Source organism: Paenibacillus ginsengarvi, assembly GCF_003626695.1.
Taxonomy (GTDB): domain Bacteria; phylum Bacillota; class Bacilli; order Paenibacillales; family NBRC-103111; genus Paenibacillus_AB; species Paenibacillus_AB ginsengarvi.
This window is the reverse complement of the sequence record NZ_RBAH01000014.1, coordinates 76,718-94,862: the sequence shown is the minus strand read 5'-3', so window position 1 is coordinate 94,862 and position 18,145 is coordinate 76,718. Positions and strand designations below refer to the sequence as shown.

Genomic DNA, 18,145 nt, shown 5'->3' with positions numbered 1-18,145 from the left:
TGCACGTACGGGCTCCTCTCCTCAAGATAATTTTACGGTTAGCGTTCCCTGCGGTTCGAGCGGCAATTCGCCGGAGCGGAGGCCGCAGGGCGGCATACGAAAAAAAAGGTACTCCGCCCACGAGACGGAGTACCTTGGTTTGTTTTTGGATCAAAACTTCATGTTGCTGCTATGTCCCGGCGAAAGCTTGGCAGCCGGATCGATGTACACCTTCGCATTGTTGACGGCGGTAGGCGCTTCTCCGAAGCCGACGGCGATCAGCTTCAGCTTGCCCGGATAGGTCGTAATGTCGCCAGCCGCGAAAATGCCCGGAATCGACGTTTCCTGACGGGTGTCGACGATGATCGAGCCGCTGTCGATTTCGAATCCCCATTCGGCAATCGGGCCGATCGAGGAAACGAAGCCGAAGTTGACGATAACGGCATCAACCGGAATGTCCTCGATAGCGCCGGATTTGATATCCTTGATCGTCACGGATTCGATCCGGTCGGCGCCGTTCAGCTTCTCGATTTCCTTCGGCGTCACGACGTTCACTTTCGATTTCATCAGCAGCTCTACGCTATGCTCATGCGCGCGGAACTTGTCGCGGCGATGAATCAGCGTGACCTGCTCGGCGATCGGCTCAAGCATGAGCGCCCAGTCGACGGCCGAATCGCCGCCGCCGCTGATCAGCACTTTTTGTCCGGCGAATTTGTTCAAATCGCTGACGAAATAGTGCAGGTTCTTTTTCTCGTATTTCGCCGCTTCCGGCAATTCCAGCCTGCGCGGCTCGAATGCGCCGACCCCGGCGGTAATAATGATCGCCTTCGATTGATGGACGCCCAGATCGGTTTCCACCTCGAACAAGCGCTCGTCTTTTTTCGTTACTTTCAGCACTTTTTCTTCCAGGCGCACGTCAACAGGGAAGTGGCTCATTTGCTCGTTCAAGCGATTGACGAGCTCCTGGGCGGTTACTTTCGGAAAACCGGCTACATCATAAATATATTTTTCAGGATATAGCGCAGCAAGCTGTCCGCCAAGTTGCGGCATACTCTCGATGATTTTTACGGAAGCCTGGCGCATTCCCGCATAAAACGCCGCAAACATCCCGGCGGGGCCGCCGCCGATGATAATAAGATCCGTCAAGTTTTGCTCTTCATGCACTGACGCTGACACGAAAGAAATACACCTCCAACTGGAATGTCACACCCTATTATTATAATCATATGCCTAGGGGATGGAAAGCAAATTTGTCACAAATAACGACAATTTTTAGACAATTTGCGGCTTGTTTTTTGACAATGGAAACGATATGATTTCACTAAAAAGCGGCGTATCATGACGAAAAAATGTCGATAAATGGCGCTATTTGGATGTTAAAGCTGCAAATGAGTTTGTGTTTTTTTTCACATAGAGAGAGAATGGGTCGAAAACCGACTGCGGATACGGAAGGGATTCAAAAATGATTACTGTACCAAAAATCGTCATTCTGGGCGCCGGCTACGGCGGCATTATGACCGCCATCAAGCTGCAGAAGGAGTTAGGCTATAATGAAGCGAATGTGACGCTCGTCAACAAGCACGATTATCATTATATGACCACCCATCTGCATATGCCGGCTGCAGGGACGGGCAACGCCGATCAGGCGCGCGTCTCGATAACCCGGCTGATCGACGAGTTCAAAATCGATTTTGTCAAATCGACGGTTGTTCAAATCAAAGCGAATGAGCGCAAAATTATACTGGAAGACGGCTCCCTGTCGTTCGATTATTTGGTCGTGGCGCTCGGCGGAGAAGCGGAGACGTTCGGCATCCCTGGCTTGCAGCAGCATTCGCTCCGCATTCGCAGCATCAACAGCGTGCGTTTTATCCGCGAGCATATCCGGTATCAGTTCGCCAGGTACAAGCTGGAGCCGGAGCGCAGCGATTATTTGACGTTTGTCGTAGGCGGGGCCGGATTTACCGGCATCGAATTCGCGGGAGAACTGGCCGATCGCATTCCGAAGTTATGCAAGCAGTTCGACGTCGATCCGAAGCTTGTCAAGCTTGTCCTGATCGAGGCCGGGCCCACCGCACTACCCGGCTTTGCTCCGGAGCTCGCCGATTATGCGATGAAGGTGCTCGCACACAAGGGCGTCACCTTCAAGATCGGTACGGCGATCCGGGAATGCCGGGCGGACGGCGTCGTTTTGGCGGACGGGGAAACGGTCAAGTCGGCTACGGTCATATGGACAGGCGGCATTCGCGGCAACCGTTTGGTCGAGCAGGCAGGGTTCGAGACGGTACGGGGCCGGGTCAAGGTGGATGCTTTCCTGCGCGCGCAGGAGAAAGAGCATGTGTATGTGGTCGGAGACTGCTCGCTCGTAACGGGGCCGCAGGATAAGCCATACCCGCCGACGGCGCAGCTTGCCATCCAGCAGGGAGCGGCTTGCGCATTTAATCTGGTAGCGGCGATTCGCGGCGAAGCCCCTCGCGAATTCAAGTTTTCGGGCAAGGGTGTCGTCGCTTCGCTCGGCAAAGGCGAGGCGATCGGTATCGTTCTCGGCAAAACGTACAAGGGCGGTAAGGCCGCCGTCATGAAGAAGCTGATCGATCTGCGCTACTTGTACGCGATAGGGGGCATTCCGCTCGTACTTCGCAAGATGAGATTGTAGAATCAGGTTACCTTTAGAAGGAGGCGGCAACCCTTTGAGACACTGCAGCGTGCAGGTGCGCGGGCTTCTTACCCGCGAAGAGCTGGACCGCTACAATGCGCTGATGGAAGTGGGCTCGTTTCTGGAATCCCAGAGCAGGCACGATCTTGCGTACACGGTACAGAAGGAAGTCGATTGGCTCATCATGCCGGCGATCGAACGGCTGAAGGAAAAAAGCCGCGCCCGCGACCGGGCCGACGAGGAGTATTTGCGCGGGCTTGCCGGCGAAGAGGACGAGGACGATTAACGAATACTTGAAAGAAAACGAGAAACTCCCGGCTGCCGGGAGTTTTTTGCTCAGCAGAGGCGAATAGGAGTCCCATTCTCGGGTTTGACAGATGTGGCAAGAGCGTTTACATTAGGGATTAAGGTTACCGATAACCCCTACCATAAGGAGGTTCTGTGTATGCAAGATACGTCAACGAGACTGATGTATAAACAGCCGGCGAAACAATGGGTGCAGGCGCTTCCGATCGGCAACGGCCGGCTCGGCGGGATGGTATTCGGCGGCATCGCCGAGGAAACGATCCAGATGAACGAGGATTCCGTCTGGTACGGCGGACCGCGCAGGCGCGACAATCCGGAAGCGTTTACACATTTGGATGAGGTGCGTCGGCTGCTGTTCGAAGGGAAGCCGCAGGAGGCGGAACGGCTGGCGCGGCTCGGCATGACTTCGAATCCGCAGCATTTCGCCCCGTATCAGCCGCTCGGCGATCTGAAGCTGATGTTCGAAGGAATGAGGGAGGAGATCTCCGACTACGTCCGGGAGCTTGACCTCGCAGCCGGAATCACATCCGTGAGGTATACGTGCGGCGGCTCATCTTATCGCCGCTTCTTGTTCGCCAGCGCCGCGGATCAAGCGATCGTCGTGCGGCTAGAAACGGATAAGCCCGGGGGATTAACATTTAGCGTTCAGTTGAACCGGCGTCCCTTCGAAGGCGCTTTTGAACCGCTCGGGACGAACGGGCTTCGTACAGGCGGCACATGCGGCGAGGGCGGAGTGACGTATAGCGCCGTCGTCAGGGCAGAGCACGAAGGCGGCAGCGTCCGGGTCATGGGCGGTTATATATCGGTGGAAGGCGCCGATTCGGTGACGCTTATCGTCACCGCGCAAACAACGTTCCGGCACGCCGATCCCGGCGCGGTTTGCGAGCGGCAGGCGAGGGAGGCGGCGCTTCTCGGTTATTCGCAGCTTAGGGATCGTCACATGGAGGAGCACGGCCGTTTATTCGGCCGGGTCAGTTTGGAGCTGGACGATCCAGTCGGAGAGGCCAGAGCGATGCTGCCGACCGACGAGCGCTTGAAGCTGGTTCGCGGAGGCGAGCGGGATGTCGGGCTGGAAGCGTTATTTTTCCACTACGGCCGTTATTTGCTTCTGTCCAGCTCGAGACCGGGGACGCTTCCCGCCAACCTGCAGGGGATATGGAGCGACAGCTTCACGCCTCCGTGGCAGGCGGACTACCATATCAATATTAACTTGCAAATGAATTACTGGCCGGCGGAGGTCGCCAATCTGGCCGAATGCCACGAGCCCGTATTCGACTTCCTGGACAGGCTGCGGGAGAACGGGCGGGAGACGGCGCGGATCGTGTACGGCGCGAAAAGAGGCTTCGTTGCGCATCACGCTTCCGACCTGTGGGCGGACACCGCCATCCAGGGGATTTATGTGCCGGCCGTATTTTGGCCGACCGGCGGAGCCTGGCTTGCGCTGCACGCCTGGGAGCACTACCGGTATGGCTTGTCGGAGTCGTTCCTGGAGCAGCGGGCTTATCCGATCATGAAGGAAGCGGCCGAGTTTTTCCTCGAATTTCTGGTCGAGGACGGAGAAGGCAGGCTTGTAACGGCGCCTTCGTTGTCGCCGGAGAACAAATACAGGCTGCCAAACGGCAATACGGGCTGCTTGTGCGTCGGGCCGTCGATGGACAGCCAAATTTTGCACGAGCTGTTCAGCGGCTGCATCGAGGCGTCCGCTGTACTCGGACGGGACGAAGCGTTCCGCAAGGAGCTTGAGGAGGCGCTTGGGAAACTGCCGAAGCCGACGATCGGCAAGCACGGACAACTGATGGAGTGGGCGGTCGATTACGACGAGCCGGAGCCGGGCCACCGGCATATCTCCCACTTGTTCGCGCTCCATCCAGGCGAGCAGATTACGCCGCACGGAACGCCCGAGCTGGCCGAAGCGGCAAGGGTTACGCTGGAGCGGCGGCTAACGCACGGCGGCGGACATACGGGCTGGAGCCGGGCGTGGATCATCAATTTCTGGGCGAGGCTGGAGGAGGCCGAACTGGCTTACGACAACTTGTTCGCGCTGCTGCATCACGCCGTTCACCCGAACCTGTTCGGCGATCATCCGCCGTTTCAGATCGACGCCAACTTCGGCGGGGCGGCCGCGATGGCCGAAATGCTTCTGCAATCGCACGGCGGCGAGCTGCGTCTGCTGCCGGCGCTGCCGAAGGCTTGGCCGAGCGGCCGTGTGCGCGGCCTGCGGGCACGGGGCGGCTTCGAGGTCGACATCGAGTGGAGCGGCGGCCAGCTTGCGGCCGCGATCATCCGCTCCCGCCGCGGCGGCGAATGCGTCATTCGCACCGATGCGCCTCTTGTCGTAAGCCTGAACGAAGAAGGCGGGGCTGAAGCCGCCATCGCCAAGGGCGCGGGGCAGCTTGGCTTCACCTGCTTGCCGGGGCATAGCTATCGGGTTGTTCTGGCGTAATGCGCAGACAGGAAGATCACATTTATATACGGAGCAACGGGGCATGGTCACGGCGGATACGTTCGCCTGGACCATGCTCTTTTTTTGTTGGTTAAAGATATCCGGTTTGTAAATATTCGAAAATTAAACATTCCGGTTTACTAATATATGGTTTTAAAACGAAAAATACTGTGATATAATCGGCTTTGAGCAAGGGGATGCATTTATTTTTAAACCGGTTTATATTAATTATCTAAATTATATAAACCGGAATGTAAGTCTTATGAAAGAAGGAGGGATTGCCCGGCGGAACCCGAATAAGTAGGACATAAGATTGCACAGTCGCAAGGAGAGAGCCGCCCGATGAGAGGAAGACCGACGAACGAACAGTTTCGCCAACTGCTAGAGCATATGGTTCAAACGCTGAAAACCGAAATCGAGGAAGGACAATACGAGCCCGGCGCGGACCTGCCGTCAGAGAAGGCGCTTGCGCTTCGCTTCGGATTGAGTAATCTGTCCGCTCGCAAAGGACTCGCTACGCTTGCCGAGGAAGGCTGGATCGAGAAGATCCCCAATGTCGGCAACCGGGTGCTGCGCAGGCGGCAGCGGGTCGTCCTGACGCTCGGGCTGAACGAGACGACGATGCGCAATCTGGGGCTGGTCCGGCTGCTGGAGGATTTCGGCCGGTTGTACCCCTGGATCGAGGTCAAAGTCAAAACGTACGCGTCCGGCGGGGAGCCCGGCCGTGCGGAGGCGAAGACGGATAATCCGCCCGACGTTTATACGATGAACAGCTTGCAGTTCCGGCAACTGTGCGAGCTCGGCAAGGAATCGCTTGTCGAACCGCTGGATGCGCACCCCGGCGTTTTTCCGCTTCTGAACGAGGATTATACGTTCCGTGGCGTCTGCCGGCTGCGGCCGCTTATTTTCGCGCCTGTGGTGCTCTGCTACAACAAGCGGCATTTTCGCGAAAAGGGGCTGACCGAGCCGAACGGCTCCTGGACCTGGGACGATCTTACCGCTTGCGCGGAGCAGTTGACCGAAGGGGAGCGTTACGGCTTCTGCTTCCATCTGCCGGACGTGAACCGCTGGCCGATCTTCCTGCTGCAAAGCCTGGGAGACAGCGGAGCGGACGCCGAAGCCAAGACGGCGCGTCTGACGGAAGGAGCGAAGCTGTGCAAGCGCATCGTAGGCAACCGGAGGGTATTTCCGACGTATATGTCGGAATCGAACGGAGACATCGAACAGATGTTTCTCGAAGGCCGACTGTCGATGGTGCTGGCCAGCTACATGGCGATGAACGAATGGAAGGATGCCGGGCTGGAATACGACATCTCGCCGGTTCCGTTCCTGACGGAGCCGAGAACGCTGTACATCTCGACCGGGGCAGGTGTGGCGCGGACGACCGCGCATCCGGAGGAAGCCCGGCTGTTGATCGATTATTTGGCGGGGGAACGGGCGCAGGCGCTTATTCGGGAGCATACGCTCAGCATACCGGCGATGCAGCGCACAGGCCAGCCCGGATGGGGCCGCCAGACGGCGAATCCGCCGGATCGGTACGGGTTGTACAGGGAGATGATGTTTTCTTGCCGGACGCACCGCCATTTACCGGTACAGCCAACGTCAATGGGCAAGCTGGCGGGTTTGATGAAGGCGTTTTGGGCCAATATGATTTCGGAGGAGGAACTGGGCGACCGGATCGGTGTTCTTGTCCGCGAGGCGGAGCTGCACGGAACACATGACAGGGGGAGTCCCAATGTTCAATTGGAATAAGCAAGCGGCGGTCGCAGTACCGCTGGCGGCGCTGCTGGCGGTATTGCCTGCCTGCGGAGGCGCGGAAAAGCCGGGAAGCCGAGATAAGGGTGCGGAAGCAAGCGGCGAGGCGGCGAAGAAGCCGGACCCGTTCACGATGACGATTTATGCGGCGGGCGTGAAGAAGGAGGAGTTCGACAGCCGTTTTCGCGGCGCGCTGGAGAAAAAATTTCCGCATATTACGTTCGACTACCAGACGAGCGATCAGGGTAATTCGATTACGGAGAAGGTGGCGCGGGGCGAAATTCCCGACATTATCCGCACGGATACGCCGACGATGAAGACCGGTTATCTGGACCTTCAGCTCGGCTACGACCTTCGCGAGATGGTCGGCAAATACAAGTACGACCTGAACCGGTTCGTCCCGTCTTTTATCCAGGACAACGTGGACGCCGGGCAGACGGGCGCGCTGTACGGCTTGCCGGTGCCGCCGTATTTTCCATCCGTGCTGTATTACAACAAAGATCTGTTCGACAAGTTCGGCGTCGCCTATCCGAAGGACGGCATGAGCTGGAACGAAGTGTACGATCTCGTGGTGAAGCTGACCCGGGTCGAGGGCGGCAAGGTGATCCGCGGCTTCAGCACGAATCTGATCGCGCAGCTGCGCGACAATCCGTTTTCGCTGCCGATTTTGGACCCGCAAAAGGACGGTCTGGCCGACCAGACGAAGTGGAAAACGATATTCGACAATTTCAAGCGGTTCCACGATATTCCGAACAACGGCGTGCAAAATACGTTTGCGCTCGAAAATGCGCTGTTCACCAAAGGCGAAGCGGCGATGTATTTGGGCCAGCACAGCATTTATTTGGTCATTCCTCCCGAAGTGAACTGGGACATCGTGTCGGTGCCGACGATCGACGGCGCGCCGAAGCGGATGGGACAGCGGTCGCCGGCCTACTGGTCGATAACGCAGCAAAGCAAGCATAAGGATGAGGCGTTCCAGGTCATCGCGGAAATGTTGTCCGACGAGGTGCAGATGCAGGATTCGCGCAACGGGATATTGACAACGCTCACGAACAAGAACGTCCGCGATGCGCTGGGCAAAGGGCATCCGGTGTACAGCACGAAAAACATGAAAGCGCTAACGCTGTACGAACCGACCGATCCGACGCCGAAACGCGCGCCAGGCAAAGTGAATGTCTCCGGCAGCACGCAGGAAACGATTATTTGGCAATCGTTCGTTAAGGCCGCGCAAGGACAACTGGACGTCAATTCGGTGCTGCGCGAAGCGGATGAGCTGCTCAAGCAGGCAGTCGAAAAGGAAAGAGGCAAGTAAAGCCAAGGAAAGAGAGCAGGCAGACGGGATAGGTAGAGGGAGAGAACAACTGTGGATAGGATACGCGTAACGATTGCCCGCGAGGGTGAAATTCGGATCGAACAGCAGGAGAAACCGGTTCCCGGCGAACACGAGGTGCTGGTGAAAACCGAATATTCCGCGATTAGCAACGGAACGGAGACGATGGTGCTGAACAATCGATCGAGCGGCACGCGGCTCGGATACAATTCGGTGGCGCGCATTGTCGCCAAAGGTGCGGGCGTGGAGCATCTGGAGGTCGGCCAGCGCGTCGCCTGCTACGGCGAAGGCGCGCATGCGGACTACCGGCTCGTGCCGAAGGTGCTGGCCGTTCCGGTCCCGGACCATGTCGATTCCGAGGAGGCGGCGTTTGCCGGACTGGGCGCGATTGCGATTCACGCGCTGCGTCAAGCGAGATTGCAGTTCGGCGAAACCGTCGTCATCGTAGGGCTTGGCATACTCGGTCAAATTACCGCGCAAATTGCCTATGCCGCCGCTTACAGGGTGATCGGCTGCGATCTGCTGCCGGAGCGCTGCGAGCAGCTGCGGGCGGCCTGTCCCGGCATCACGGTATGCTCGGTCCCGGAGCAGGTTGGCGCTGCGCTGAAAAGGCTGGGCGCTGCTGACCTGAAGGGGGCGGACAGCGTGCTGCTGTGCGGCGGCGGCAAAGGTGACGGCTTGCTGGACCGGGCGATCGGCTGGCTGCGCGACCGGGGCAGCGTGGTCATTGTCGGCGTGCCGGACACGGTGTTTACGCGCAACGCGCTGTTTCACAAGGAAGCGGAAATTCGCATCAGCCGGGCGGGCGGGCCGGGACGATACGACGAACGGTACGAGCGGGGCGGGTACGACTATCCCGGCGGGTACGTGCGATGGACCGAAGGCCGCAATGTGGGCGAGTATGTCCGCTTGCTGGCCGATAAACGAATTTCAATCAAGCCGCTTGTTCGGCACCGATTCGCATTCAACCAGATTGCCGATGCGTACCGGCTGTGCCGGGAGGAGCCGGAGCGGACGCTTGGCATCGTGCTGAGCTACTGAACGAGGAAACGGAAACAGAAGTCGTTCATTAGCCGGATTTTCCGGAAGGAAGCGGGCGGCGGTAGGGCCGTGCAGGCGAAACCGGAAGGGGATATTTCGTGGGAAAACGAATCCAAAAGCTGGTCCGGGCAGGACTGGCCGGCTGCATGGCGGTGACGATGATCCACTCTGAACTGGTTCCGGCGGACAAAGTCGACGTGCACGCGGCCGGGACTGCGGGAACGGTTGCCCATTACGTCGACAAGCGGGCGGTTGCCCCGTTATGGAGCGCGGCGCCGGCGATCGACGGCGCACTGGACGAAGCGTTGTGGGGAGAGGCCGCTGTACTGGACCATTTCCGCACAGCCTATTTCGAATACGAGCCCGAATCCCCGATCGAATACAAGATCGCCTATGACAGCCAGTATGTGTATATCGGCGGGGTGATGGACGAGGAAGAAGCGCAGACGCTGGCGGACATCGAGGTAGTTTTCAGTCCGCAGCTTGGCGGGAGCGATCATTACGTGGCCCGGCTCACGGTAGACCCGAACGACACGTCGATTACGACGACCGCCTGGAATTTGCAGCGTGACAGCTACAGCGCCAATCCCGGTTTGAGGATGCTTGGCGGTGTCCAGTACCAGCTCGGCGCTTCCGGCGGCAGTATAACGGTCGAGGCGGCGATCCCGCTTGCGGCGATTGCTCCGGCGGGCGTAACGGTGGGGGACGAATGGCGGCTGAACGTTATTCATGTTCACCGTTCGCTGACGCGTCCGCTTACCTCGTGGGTGCCGATTCGCCATTCGGATCATTGGGACCGGTATGGCGACGGCGGCCGGCTGAACGGCATGGTCGTCGATCAGGGAAGGCTGGGCGGACTGTTCTTCGGCGCGCTTCCTTCAGCGCTGACGCCCTCGGGCGGGTCCGCTGCGGCGGTGAAGAGCTGGACGCCCCAGCAGACGGAGCTTATTTATACGGGATTTGGCGAGAAGGAATTGTCCTTTACATGGCATCATGCGGCATTGACGGGCAGCGGAGATATCCGCTTGCAGTGGAAAGAGCCTGATGGCGCCTGGCAGGGGCTGACGCCTGCGGCACTGTCCGCCTCGGGCGGAAGGCAGATCATAAGCTTCACGCATCCGGGGCCGCTCAAGGACGGCATGTACCAGCTGCGGCTGACTGTGCTGCCCGCAGGAGCCGCGGAGGCGTTGTCCGCCACGCTGATGATCGATCGCGAGCATATGGTGGCGGCGGGTTTGGAGCTTGCGCCGAGCATGACGAGCGGCGTACAGCCGGTGACGGTCCCGTCTGCTCCGCCCTCTGCCAAGGTGCAGGAGCTGCTGGAGCTGATTCCGCCGCAGCCGGGTTTTATTTATGTCGGACTTCCGGAAATGCCGGAGCTGTTTCCGCAAAGTTTGTATACGCTTTCAGCGGACGGGAAAAGCATGACCGCCGCCCGAACGGGAACGGTATACCCGAATCCGGCTTATCCGGAAGACAAAGAGTACGTCACCGATAATGCCAAGGGAGAAACGGTGCGGATTCCTTACTACGAGGACAGCTCGGGCAAGCGGTATTTCATCACCGCCCATTTGTGGTATTTGCAGAAGCAGCGGCTGCTGGCGCAAACCCGTGTCGTCTCCCAGAGCGATCCGCTGGGCGCCGCGCGGCTGTTGTACGGCATAGCTCAAGCTTACGAGGGCTATAACCCGACCATCGACCAGCCGTGGAACTACGAGTCGCAAAACAAGCTGTCCGGTCCTCCGTATTCGTACTGGGGCGGCATGTGGTACCGCTGGTTCGGCTTCGATCTGGATAATCTCGCGCCGTTGTTCGATGCGTACGCGAATGTCCGGAAGACGAATGCGTTCGCGGTGTTGAGCGCGGAAGCGGGCGAAGATGTGGAGGCGATGCTGCGCGACAAGCTGTTCGGCGCTTCGATCGACAACGTGCTGAGCCATCCGGTCTGGCTGTCCAATCTGGCTTACGGCTATTGGAACGGACTGGTGGGGGCGGCCAAGGCGCTGAACGAGCCGGATTATGTGCACATGGTCGTCGCCCAGATGGAAGAAATGATGGGCCGGCTGTTTTTGTCCGACGGCTTCTGGCAGGAAGTAACGTTATCCTACCACAAGGAGCTGATTAACGGGATTCAGCAGGTAATTGGCAAGCTGAACGGCTGGACCGATCCGGTCGGTTATGTGTCGCCCCGTTCGGGCAAACGGCTCGTCAATCTCAATCTGGAGCAGGATTACCCGGTGATCGGGCGGGCGATGCGCCATGAGAGGCAGCTGCTGTACCCGAACGGCAGTTTTTATCCGCTTCAGGATACGTGGGCCTACGAAAAAGCGAGCAGCCCCGATCCGCTCGTATCCAAGCTGTGGCCGGCGGCGGGGATCGGCAGGCTGACAGGCGGCACGGGTGCGGATCAGACCCAGGTGTACTTGAACTATCAGGCGAAGTATCCGACCCATGTGCATCGCGATCCGCTGCATCTCGGTTTGTTCGCGGAGCGGCAGGAGCTGCTGCCCGATCTGGGCTATACATTCAGTACGTTTTACAGGTATTTCTCGCTTTCGACCATGTCGCATAATACGGTAGTCGTTAACAGCCAAAATGCGGTGACGAGCGGGGCGGCGCTGCACGGCGGCAATGTGGAGGCGTTCGTGCCGCAGGAAGGCGGCTTCAAGGCGATGCGCGCGTCGTACGAGAGCGTATATCCGGCGACGGACGAGTATCGGCGCGAGCCGTGGTTTGTGCCTTTTGCAGGCGGCGACGGCCAGCAGGGCTATGTGCTGGATTTGTTCCGCGTATCCGGCGGAAGCCGGCATGAGTACACGCTTCAGGGCGATGCGAACCGGGATGCGTATTTCGAGACGGAGATGGCGCTTGCCGATTACGGTCCGTACTTGCTGCCGCCCGGAACGAATGTCGTACAGCCGGTGGACAATATCGACAGCGGCAGCGCGGAAGGCCACTACCCCGGCTATATTTACGTGCGCGATGTGCAGCAGGCTCAGCTCGCGGGAGACCAATACCAGTTGACGCTGGTGACGCAGAATAACGGTGCGGCCGCTTCGCGAATGCGGATCACCGGCTTGCTCGAAGCAGGCGCGTCCAATGAGCTGTATTTGGGGCGTTCGCCGTCGCTTCGCGCTGCTCGGGTGGAGGGGCGGTCCAAGGACAATAACGACGAAGCGGTCCGCTATTCCATGCCCAAGCTGGTGCTCAGACGCGACGGCACGAATGTGAAAAGCACGTTTGTGACGCTGCTGGAGCCGTACGCCGCTTCCGGTGCGCCAAAGGTGGAGGCGATTGACCGTTTGCAGCCGCAGCAGGCGCCGGCCGGCGCGGTGGCGGTTAAGGTCGCTTACGGCGATACGACCGACATGCTGCTCAGCAACCCGGATTATGCCGTACACGGGCAGCCGCTGCTTGTAGACGACATCGCGCTGTACGGCGAACTGGGACTTGTCCGGCTCGTGAACGGCGAGGTGAGCGAAATGAAGCTGAGCGGAGGCACGCTGCTGCAAAAGGGAAGCCGCCAGCTGACCGGAGCCGGCAGCGTGAGCGGCACGGTTACGGGCACGCTCAGCATGGCCAAGGGCGACGCGTACGATGGTATCTTGACCGGCACGCCTGTGCCGCAGTCGGCCGCGGGCCGTTATGCGCTGGTGACGCATGCGGACGGCAGCCGGCAGGGGTTCCCGATCGCCGAGGTGCGGCAGCATGGCGGCCAAACGCTGATCGTCTTCAACGACGAGGATCCGGGCTTCGCGATTTTGCCCGACGGCAGCGCGGAGCAGACTTATTTCCCGCAACGAACGTGGACGGCAGCCCCGACGTTTGCCATTGCCAACGTCGAACGCGCCGTTTGGCCGCCTGCCGGCGCGCCGGAGCCGGAGCGAAGCGGCTCGGTGCACGGTACGGTGCTGGACTCGGAAGGATTGCCGGTGCAGGGAGCTTCCGTCAACGTGACGGGCAATCAGGCGCTGGCGGCGGAAACCGATGCCTCCGGCGGCTACAGTCTGACCGGCATACCGGAAGGCTGGCAGCGCTTCACGGCGACCGACGCGCGGCATCAGCCGGTCGTGACCGACGCCGTTTATGTAACCGCAGGCCAGACGCAAACCGTGCCGATTTCGTTCCATCGGAAGCTTCCGCCCGTGCTGAGCGGCACGCCTGCATTCGGGGTGCAGCTCGGGGAGCCGGTCACCGTCGTCAGCTCGGTGTATGCCGCGGCCTATCTCGTGCCTGCCGCAACGCCGGCTAACCCGGCCGGGCTGGAAGCGGCGGTAAGCACCGTGAACGGGGTCGTATACGGGGTGAAAACGACAGCGCAGCAGGACGTCCCGGCAGCACTCGCTACCTCCGGCATGAAGGAAGGGCGGTATACGCTGTATGCGGTGGACCGCTGGGGACAGGTGTCGCCCGGCAAACCTGTTTACGTATTGGAGGCGATCGCCGGACGGATGGACGACGATCATGCGCGTCTTTCCTACACCGGGACTTGGTCGGTGATCGAGAACGCCCAGTTGTACGGCGGCAAATCCCGGCAAACGGGAACCGCGGGCGCGGCGGTTACGATTCCGTTTTACGGCAGCCGGGCCAAAGTGCTAAGTCTCGTTGGCGGTTCGCGCGGGCAGGCGGAGGTGTACGTGGACGGCGTATTCCGTCAAACGATCGATACGTACAGCACAAGCGTCAAGTACCAGCACGTCATCTTCGACACTGGGGTCCTCGAATCCGGCGTCCATGAGATTCGGATTGCGGTGACCGGTCAAAGACAACCGTCGTCGACCGGGACGTTTATTAATATCGACGCGGTGGAGGTCACGTCCGACTATGGATTGTCAGAGGTGACGGCGGGGCCGGTGGCGGCCGGATCGTCTGTTAAGGGAACCAGCCCGCAGCAAGCTCAGCTGTATCTGGTGCCGGACCGGACCGAGGAGACGGCTGTCGCGGTGCAGGCGGCCGGCCAGTCGTCGGGCAGAACGGTGACGGTTCAGGCCGGCGTGTACGGCGCAATCGATACGACTGGCTTGTCCTCAGGCTGGTACAGACTGTATGCGATCAATGGCGCCGGACAATTATCCCGAGGCTCCGCCCCGCTTGCCGTCGTTAACACGGCGGCGCCGCTGGGCGTGCTGGACGATACGAGTCCGCTAATCCGTTATAACGGCAATTGGATGACCATCACCCATGCATCCCAGTATGGCGGCACATCGAGGCAAGCGGCCGATGCTGGCTCCTATGCCGAGATCGCCTTCTACGGAACCGGCGCGCAGTTGTGGAGTCTGGTCGGTACCGCACGCGGACTGGCCGACGTGTATCTCGACGGCGTCCTGCAAACGACGATCGACCAGTACAGCCCGTCGGCGGTCCGCTACCAATATACGACCTACGATTCCGGCACGCTGCAGCCCGGGTTGCATCTTCTTCGCATTGTCCCCAAGGGACAGAAAACCGCAGGGGCGACTGCCGCCTGGATTAGTATCGATGCGGTGAGAATAACCGATTAGTCATTAGCCGATTGTTTACCAAAACGGGGCTGCCTCATCCCGGGTCTTCGCCACTCGCGCGGAGACCCGGCGGGCAGCCCTTTCCGCGTTTTGGCGGCGCCAATTGAAATTGAAACCGCATCGGCCGGTGCGTTATACTTGAAGAAGCAATATGATGGTTTCGACTAATCCGGAAGGCGCCGGGAACACGGTTCGCTCCAAGCTCCAGTATGCAAGAAGCTTTATGGAATGTTCTTTACCGGCGTTGGGGTTAGCGGTAAACTGTAGGTGGCCGCACCGCCGCGGCAATCGAAAAACGCGAGAGCCGTGAAACGCTCGGCTCGTGAGTTCTCCACCATATTTCGGCCGGCGGGTAGTCCGAACAGGAGGCAGATGCATTTGGTTAACCAAAATCGTCCCAAGCCGACTCCGAGTCAGTCGGCTTACCAGAGCTGGGAATTCGGGCTGTTCCTGCACTTCGGTTTGCGTACGTTTTACGAAGGGTACGTGGATTTCGACAAACGGCCGATGGAGCTGTCTGCGTTTCAACCGGCTGAGCTGGACTGCGAGTCGTGGATTCGGACGGCGAAGGAAGCGGGGATGCAGTATGCGGTGTTGACCGCAAAGCATCACGACGGTTTTTCCAATTGGCCGACGCGTTATTCCACGTTTTCGGTGGCGGGCACGCCGTGGAAGGACGGGAAGGGCGACGTGGTTCGGGAATTCGTCAAGGCTTGCCGCAAATACGATGTGAAGCCGGGGCTGTACTATTCGCCATATGACGGTTCGGCCGAATTTTACAACCAGGACGCGAAGGCGTACGACGACTATTTCGTCAATCAAATCACGGAGCTGCTGACGTTATACGGAACGATCGACATTTTATGGTTCGACGGCTGCGGCTCGGAGCAGCATCAATACGATTGGCCGCGCATTATCGGCGAAATTCGGCGTCTTGCCCCGGACATCCTCATTTTCAATATGGGCGATCCCGACTTCCGCTGGGTCGGCAACGAGGACGGCATCGCGCCCGTTCCGTGCTGGAACGTTGTCGATTCGACCAGCTTCTCGATCATGACCGACGATAAGGACAAGCTGCAGGAGCGGATGTGGCTGCCGGCGGAATGCGACGTGCAGCTGCGGAATACGTGGTTCTACAGCGACAGCAACGACGATTCGCTGAAAAGCGTCGAGGAGCTGATGGGGCTGTACGAGCATTCCGTCGGCCGCGGAGCGAATCTGCTGCTGAACGTCGGGCCGGATCGGCGGGGCTTGTTTGCGGATAACGATGCGGAGCGGCTAGCGTCGTTTGGCGCGGAAATACGGCGTCGCTTCGGCAAACCGTTCGCGACGCTTCGCGATTGTCGGCAGCAGGACGGAAGATGGGTCTATGAAGCGAAGGAGTCGCATTTGCTCGAGTATGTTGTGCTTGGCGAGGATTTGACCGACGGGGAAAGCGTGCAGCGATTTGCGCTTACGATTGTGACAGCGAAATCGCGCCGGCCCTTCCGCATCTACGAAGGGCGGAATATCGGGCACAAAGCGATTGTCCGCATTCCGCCCGTCCAAGTGCGCGGCGTTTTCCTGGACATTGTGGAGAGCGACGGCACGCCTGCGATCCGCACGATATCGATGTACGATGCGGGAAGCGGCACGTTAAGAACATAGGCGAGCGAGTCACGTCTGCCGGTTTCGGCGGACGTTTTTTGTATTCCAAAGCCGTAAGCGACTATAACCGAAAACGATTCGGTAAGGCGCATCCGCATCGTATATAATGAACTTAGTAAGTTTTAGCGGGGGGGAGAAATACCTGGTGGTTAACGCACTTTCCATACTAGCTGCATGCATTCTGTTTACGATCGGCGTACTCCACATTTATTGGGGGCTCGGGGGAAAGAAGGGCCTTGATGCCGCCATTCCCCGGGATAACGGCAAGCGGGCGTTCTCGCCGGGCGCAGGAGCGACTTTTGCCGTGGCCGTGCTGGTTTTGCTGGCCGGAGTCCTCCTCCTTCTTCAAGCAGGCGTTGTCCGCATGGCTATATCTGCTTCCCTGGTCCGTCTAGGGGCTTTGGGATGCGCCGCCGTATTCGCGCTTCGGGTCGTCGGCGATTTCCGCCGCTTCGGGCTGTTCAAGCAAAAGAGCGAAACGGTATTTTCCAAAATGGATACGTGGCTGTATGTGCCTCTGTGCGCGTTTTTGTCGATTGTTTATGGGATTGCTGTGGTGCAGTAAAGTAAAGCAACCGTACATGATATACTGTACCGTATCTGGAGGAACATTTTCGTACCGCGGGCAATCCGGGTTATAATGTATGTAGATGCAGCAAAGGAAAGGAGAGGTTCGAAATGACGAGCTTGAGCCGGTCGCCGGTCGTGCAAGCGGAAATGCTCATTCGCAGACCGGTCCGGGAAGTGTTCGACGCTTTTGTCGATCCGGCTGTAACGACGAAATTTTGGTTTACCAAAAGCAGCGGGATCTTGCAGGAAGGCCGCCGAATCCGATGGGAGTGGGAAATGTACGGCGTGTTCGACGATATTTTCGTGCACGCGATCGAGGCGAACAAGCGGATTCGGATTGAGTCTTCGGACGGTACCGAGGTCGAATGGACGTTTGAGTCCCGGGCTGAGTCTGAAACGTTCGTTACGATTACAAATTCCGGCTTTACCGGGAACGACGACGCCGTCGTTAGTCAAGCGATCGACTCCATGGGAGGATATACGATGGTGCTTTGCGGGCTGAAGGCGCTGCTCGAGCATGGGATCAGCTTGAATCTGGTGGCGGACAAGGCTCCGGATGCCCACGTCAACCGTTAAACGAATCGGAGCTTACGATACACCACCTTGGTCTTGTCACGGCCGGGGCCACACGGCAGTCTAAACCTGTACAGGTTTGGGCTGCCTTTCTTTTTTGGCCTCGAGCGATGTCGGCCGCTAGATTAATAGAATAGCAGTCTTTTGAGCATGTTATATCATCCGAACTTAGGAGCGTCATAGGGATAGCGGTCTTTTGGGCCTCTTATGGGGAGCTAGAAGTTCCCTTCGTGGCTATAACGGCGGAAATAAGAGGCTCAAAAACGCCATATTTTTCCAAAAAACAACTTTCAACAAAAATAAAGGCCCCCAAAGACTGCTATTTAGACCAGCTACACTACACCTAC

At 58.8% G+C, this 18,145-nt stretch carries 11 protein-coding genes; 10 read left to right on the top strand and 1 reads right to left on the bottom strand.

All coding sequences use genetic code 11. From position 1 onward, the window contains the following. Positions 1-150: 150 nt before the first annotated feature. Positions 151-1,155, bottom strand: coding sequence for an NAD(P)/FAD-dependent oxidoreductase (locus D7M11_RS19350; protein ID WP_120748896.1), 1,005 nt, complete (start codon positions 1,153-1,155; stop codon positions 151-153). A gap of 286 nt (positions 1,156-1,441) precedes the next feature. Between D7M11_RS19350 and D7M11_RS19345 the strand changes: the two genes are divergently transcribed. The 10 genes from D7M11_RS19345 (at position 1,442) to D7M11_RS19300 (ending at position 17,801) form a co-directional block, all read left to right on the top strand. Continuing rightward, positions 1,442-2,632, top strand: a complete 1,191-nt coding sequence (locus tag D7M11_RS19345; RefSeq protein WP_120748895.1) for an NAD(P)/FAD-dependent oxidoreductase — start codon at positions 1,442-1,444, stop codon at positions 2,630-2,632. A gap of 34 nt (positions 2,633-2,666) precedes the next feature. Next, positions 2,667-2,918, top strand: coding sequence for a hypothetical protein (locus D7M11_RS19340; RefSeq protein WP_120748894.1), 252 nt, complete (start codon positions 2,667-2,669; stop codon positions 2,916-2,918). Between the two features lie 159 nt (positions 2,919-3,077). Continuing rightward, on the top strand, positions 3,078-5,381 hold the full coding sequence (locus tag D7M11_RS19335; RefSeq protein ID WP_120748893.1) for a glycoside hydrolase family 95 protein: 2,304 nt from the start codon (positions 3,078-3,080) through the stop codon (positions 5,379-5,381). Positions 5,382-5,723: 342 nt separating this feature from the next. Next, on the top strand, positions 5,724-7,133 hold the full coding sequence (locus D7M11_RS19330) for an extracellular solute-binding protein (RefSeq protein ID WP_120748892.1): 1,410 nt from the start codon (positions 5,724-5,726) through the stop codon (positions 7,131-7,133). Further along, on the top strand, positions 7,117-8,448 hold the full coding sequence (locus tag D7M11_RS19325; protein WP_158606725.1) for an ABC transporter substrate-binding protein: 1,332 nt from the start codon (positions 7,117-7,119) through the stop codon (positions 8,446-8,448). Before D7M11_RS19330 ends, D7M11_RS19325 begins: the two co-directional genes overlap by 17 nt. Before the next feature lie 51 nt (positions 8,449-8,499). Further along, on the top strand, positions 8,500-9,507 hold the full coding sequence (locus D7M11_RS19320) for a zinc-dependent alcohol dehydrogenase (RefSeq protein ID WP_240041209.1): 1,008 nt from the start codon (positions 8,500-8,502) through the stop codon (positions 9,505-9,507). Positions 9,508-9,605: 98 nt separating this feature from the next. Beyond that, positions 9,606-15,008 carry a carboxypeptidase regulatory-like domain-containing protein gene (locus tag D7M11_RS19315; RefSeq protein ID WP_120748890.1) on the top strand — a complete coding sequence of 1,801 codons (5,403 nt, stop codon included), beginning with the start codon at positions 9,606-9,608 and terminating at the stop codon, positions 15,006-15,008. 378 nt (positions 15,009-15,386) lie between these two features. Continuing rightward, on the top strand, positions 15,387-16,655 hold the full coding sequence (locus D7M11_RS19310) for an alpha-L-fucosidase (protein WP_240041208.1): 1,269 nt from the start codon (positions 15,387-15,389) through the stop codon (positions 16,653-16,655). A gap of 106 nt (positions 16,656-16,761) precedes the next feature. Further along, positions 16,762-17,220 (top strand): DUF3995 domain-containing protein, encoded by a 459-nt coding sequence (locus tag D7M11_RS19305; RefSeq protein ID WP_120748888.1) that lies wholly within the window; start codon positions 16,762-16,764, stop codon positions 17,218-17,220. A 113-nt stretch (positions 17,221-17,333) separates the two neighbouring features. Further along, the gene (locus D7M11_RS19300; RefSeq protein ID WP_120748887.1) at positions 17,334-17,801 is read left to right on the top strand and encodes an SRPBCC family protein; all 468 of its coding nucleotides are present in this window, start codon (positions 17,334-17,336) and stop codon (positions 17,799-17,801) included. Positions 17,802-18,145 lie beyond the last annotated feature (344 nt).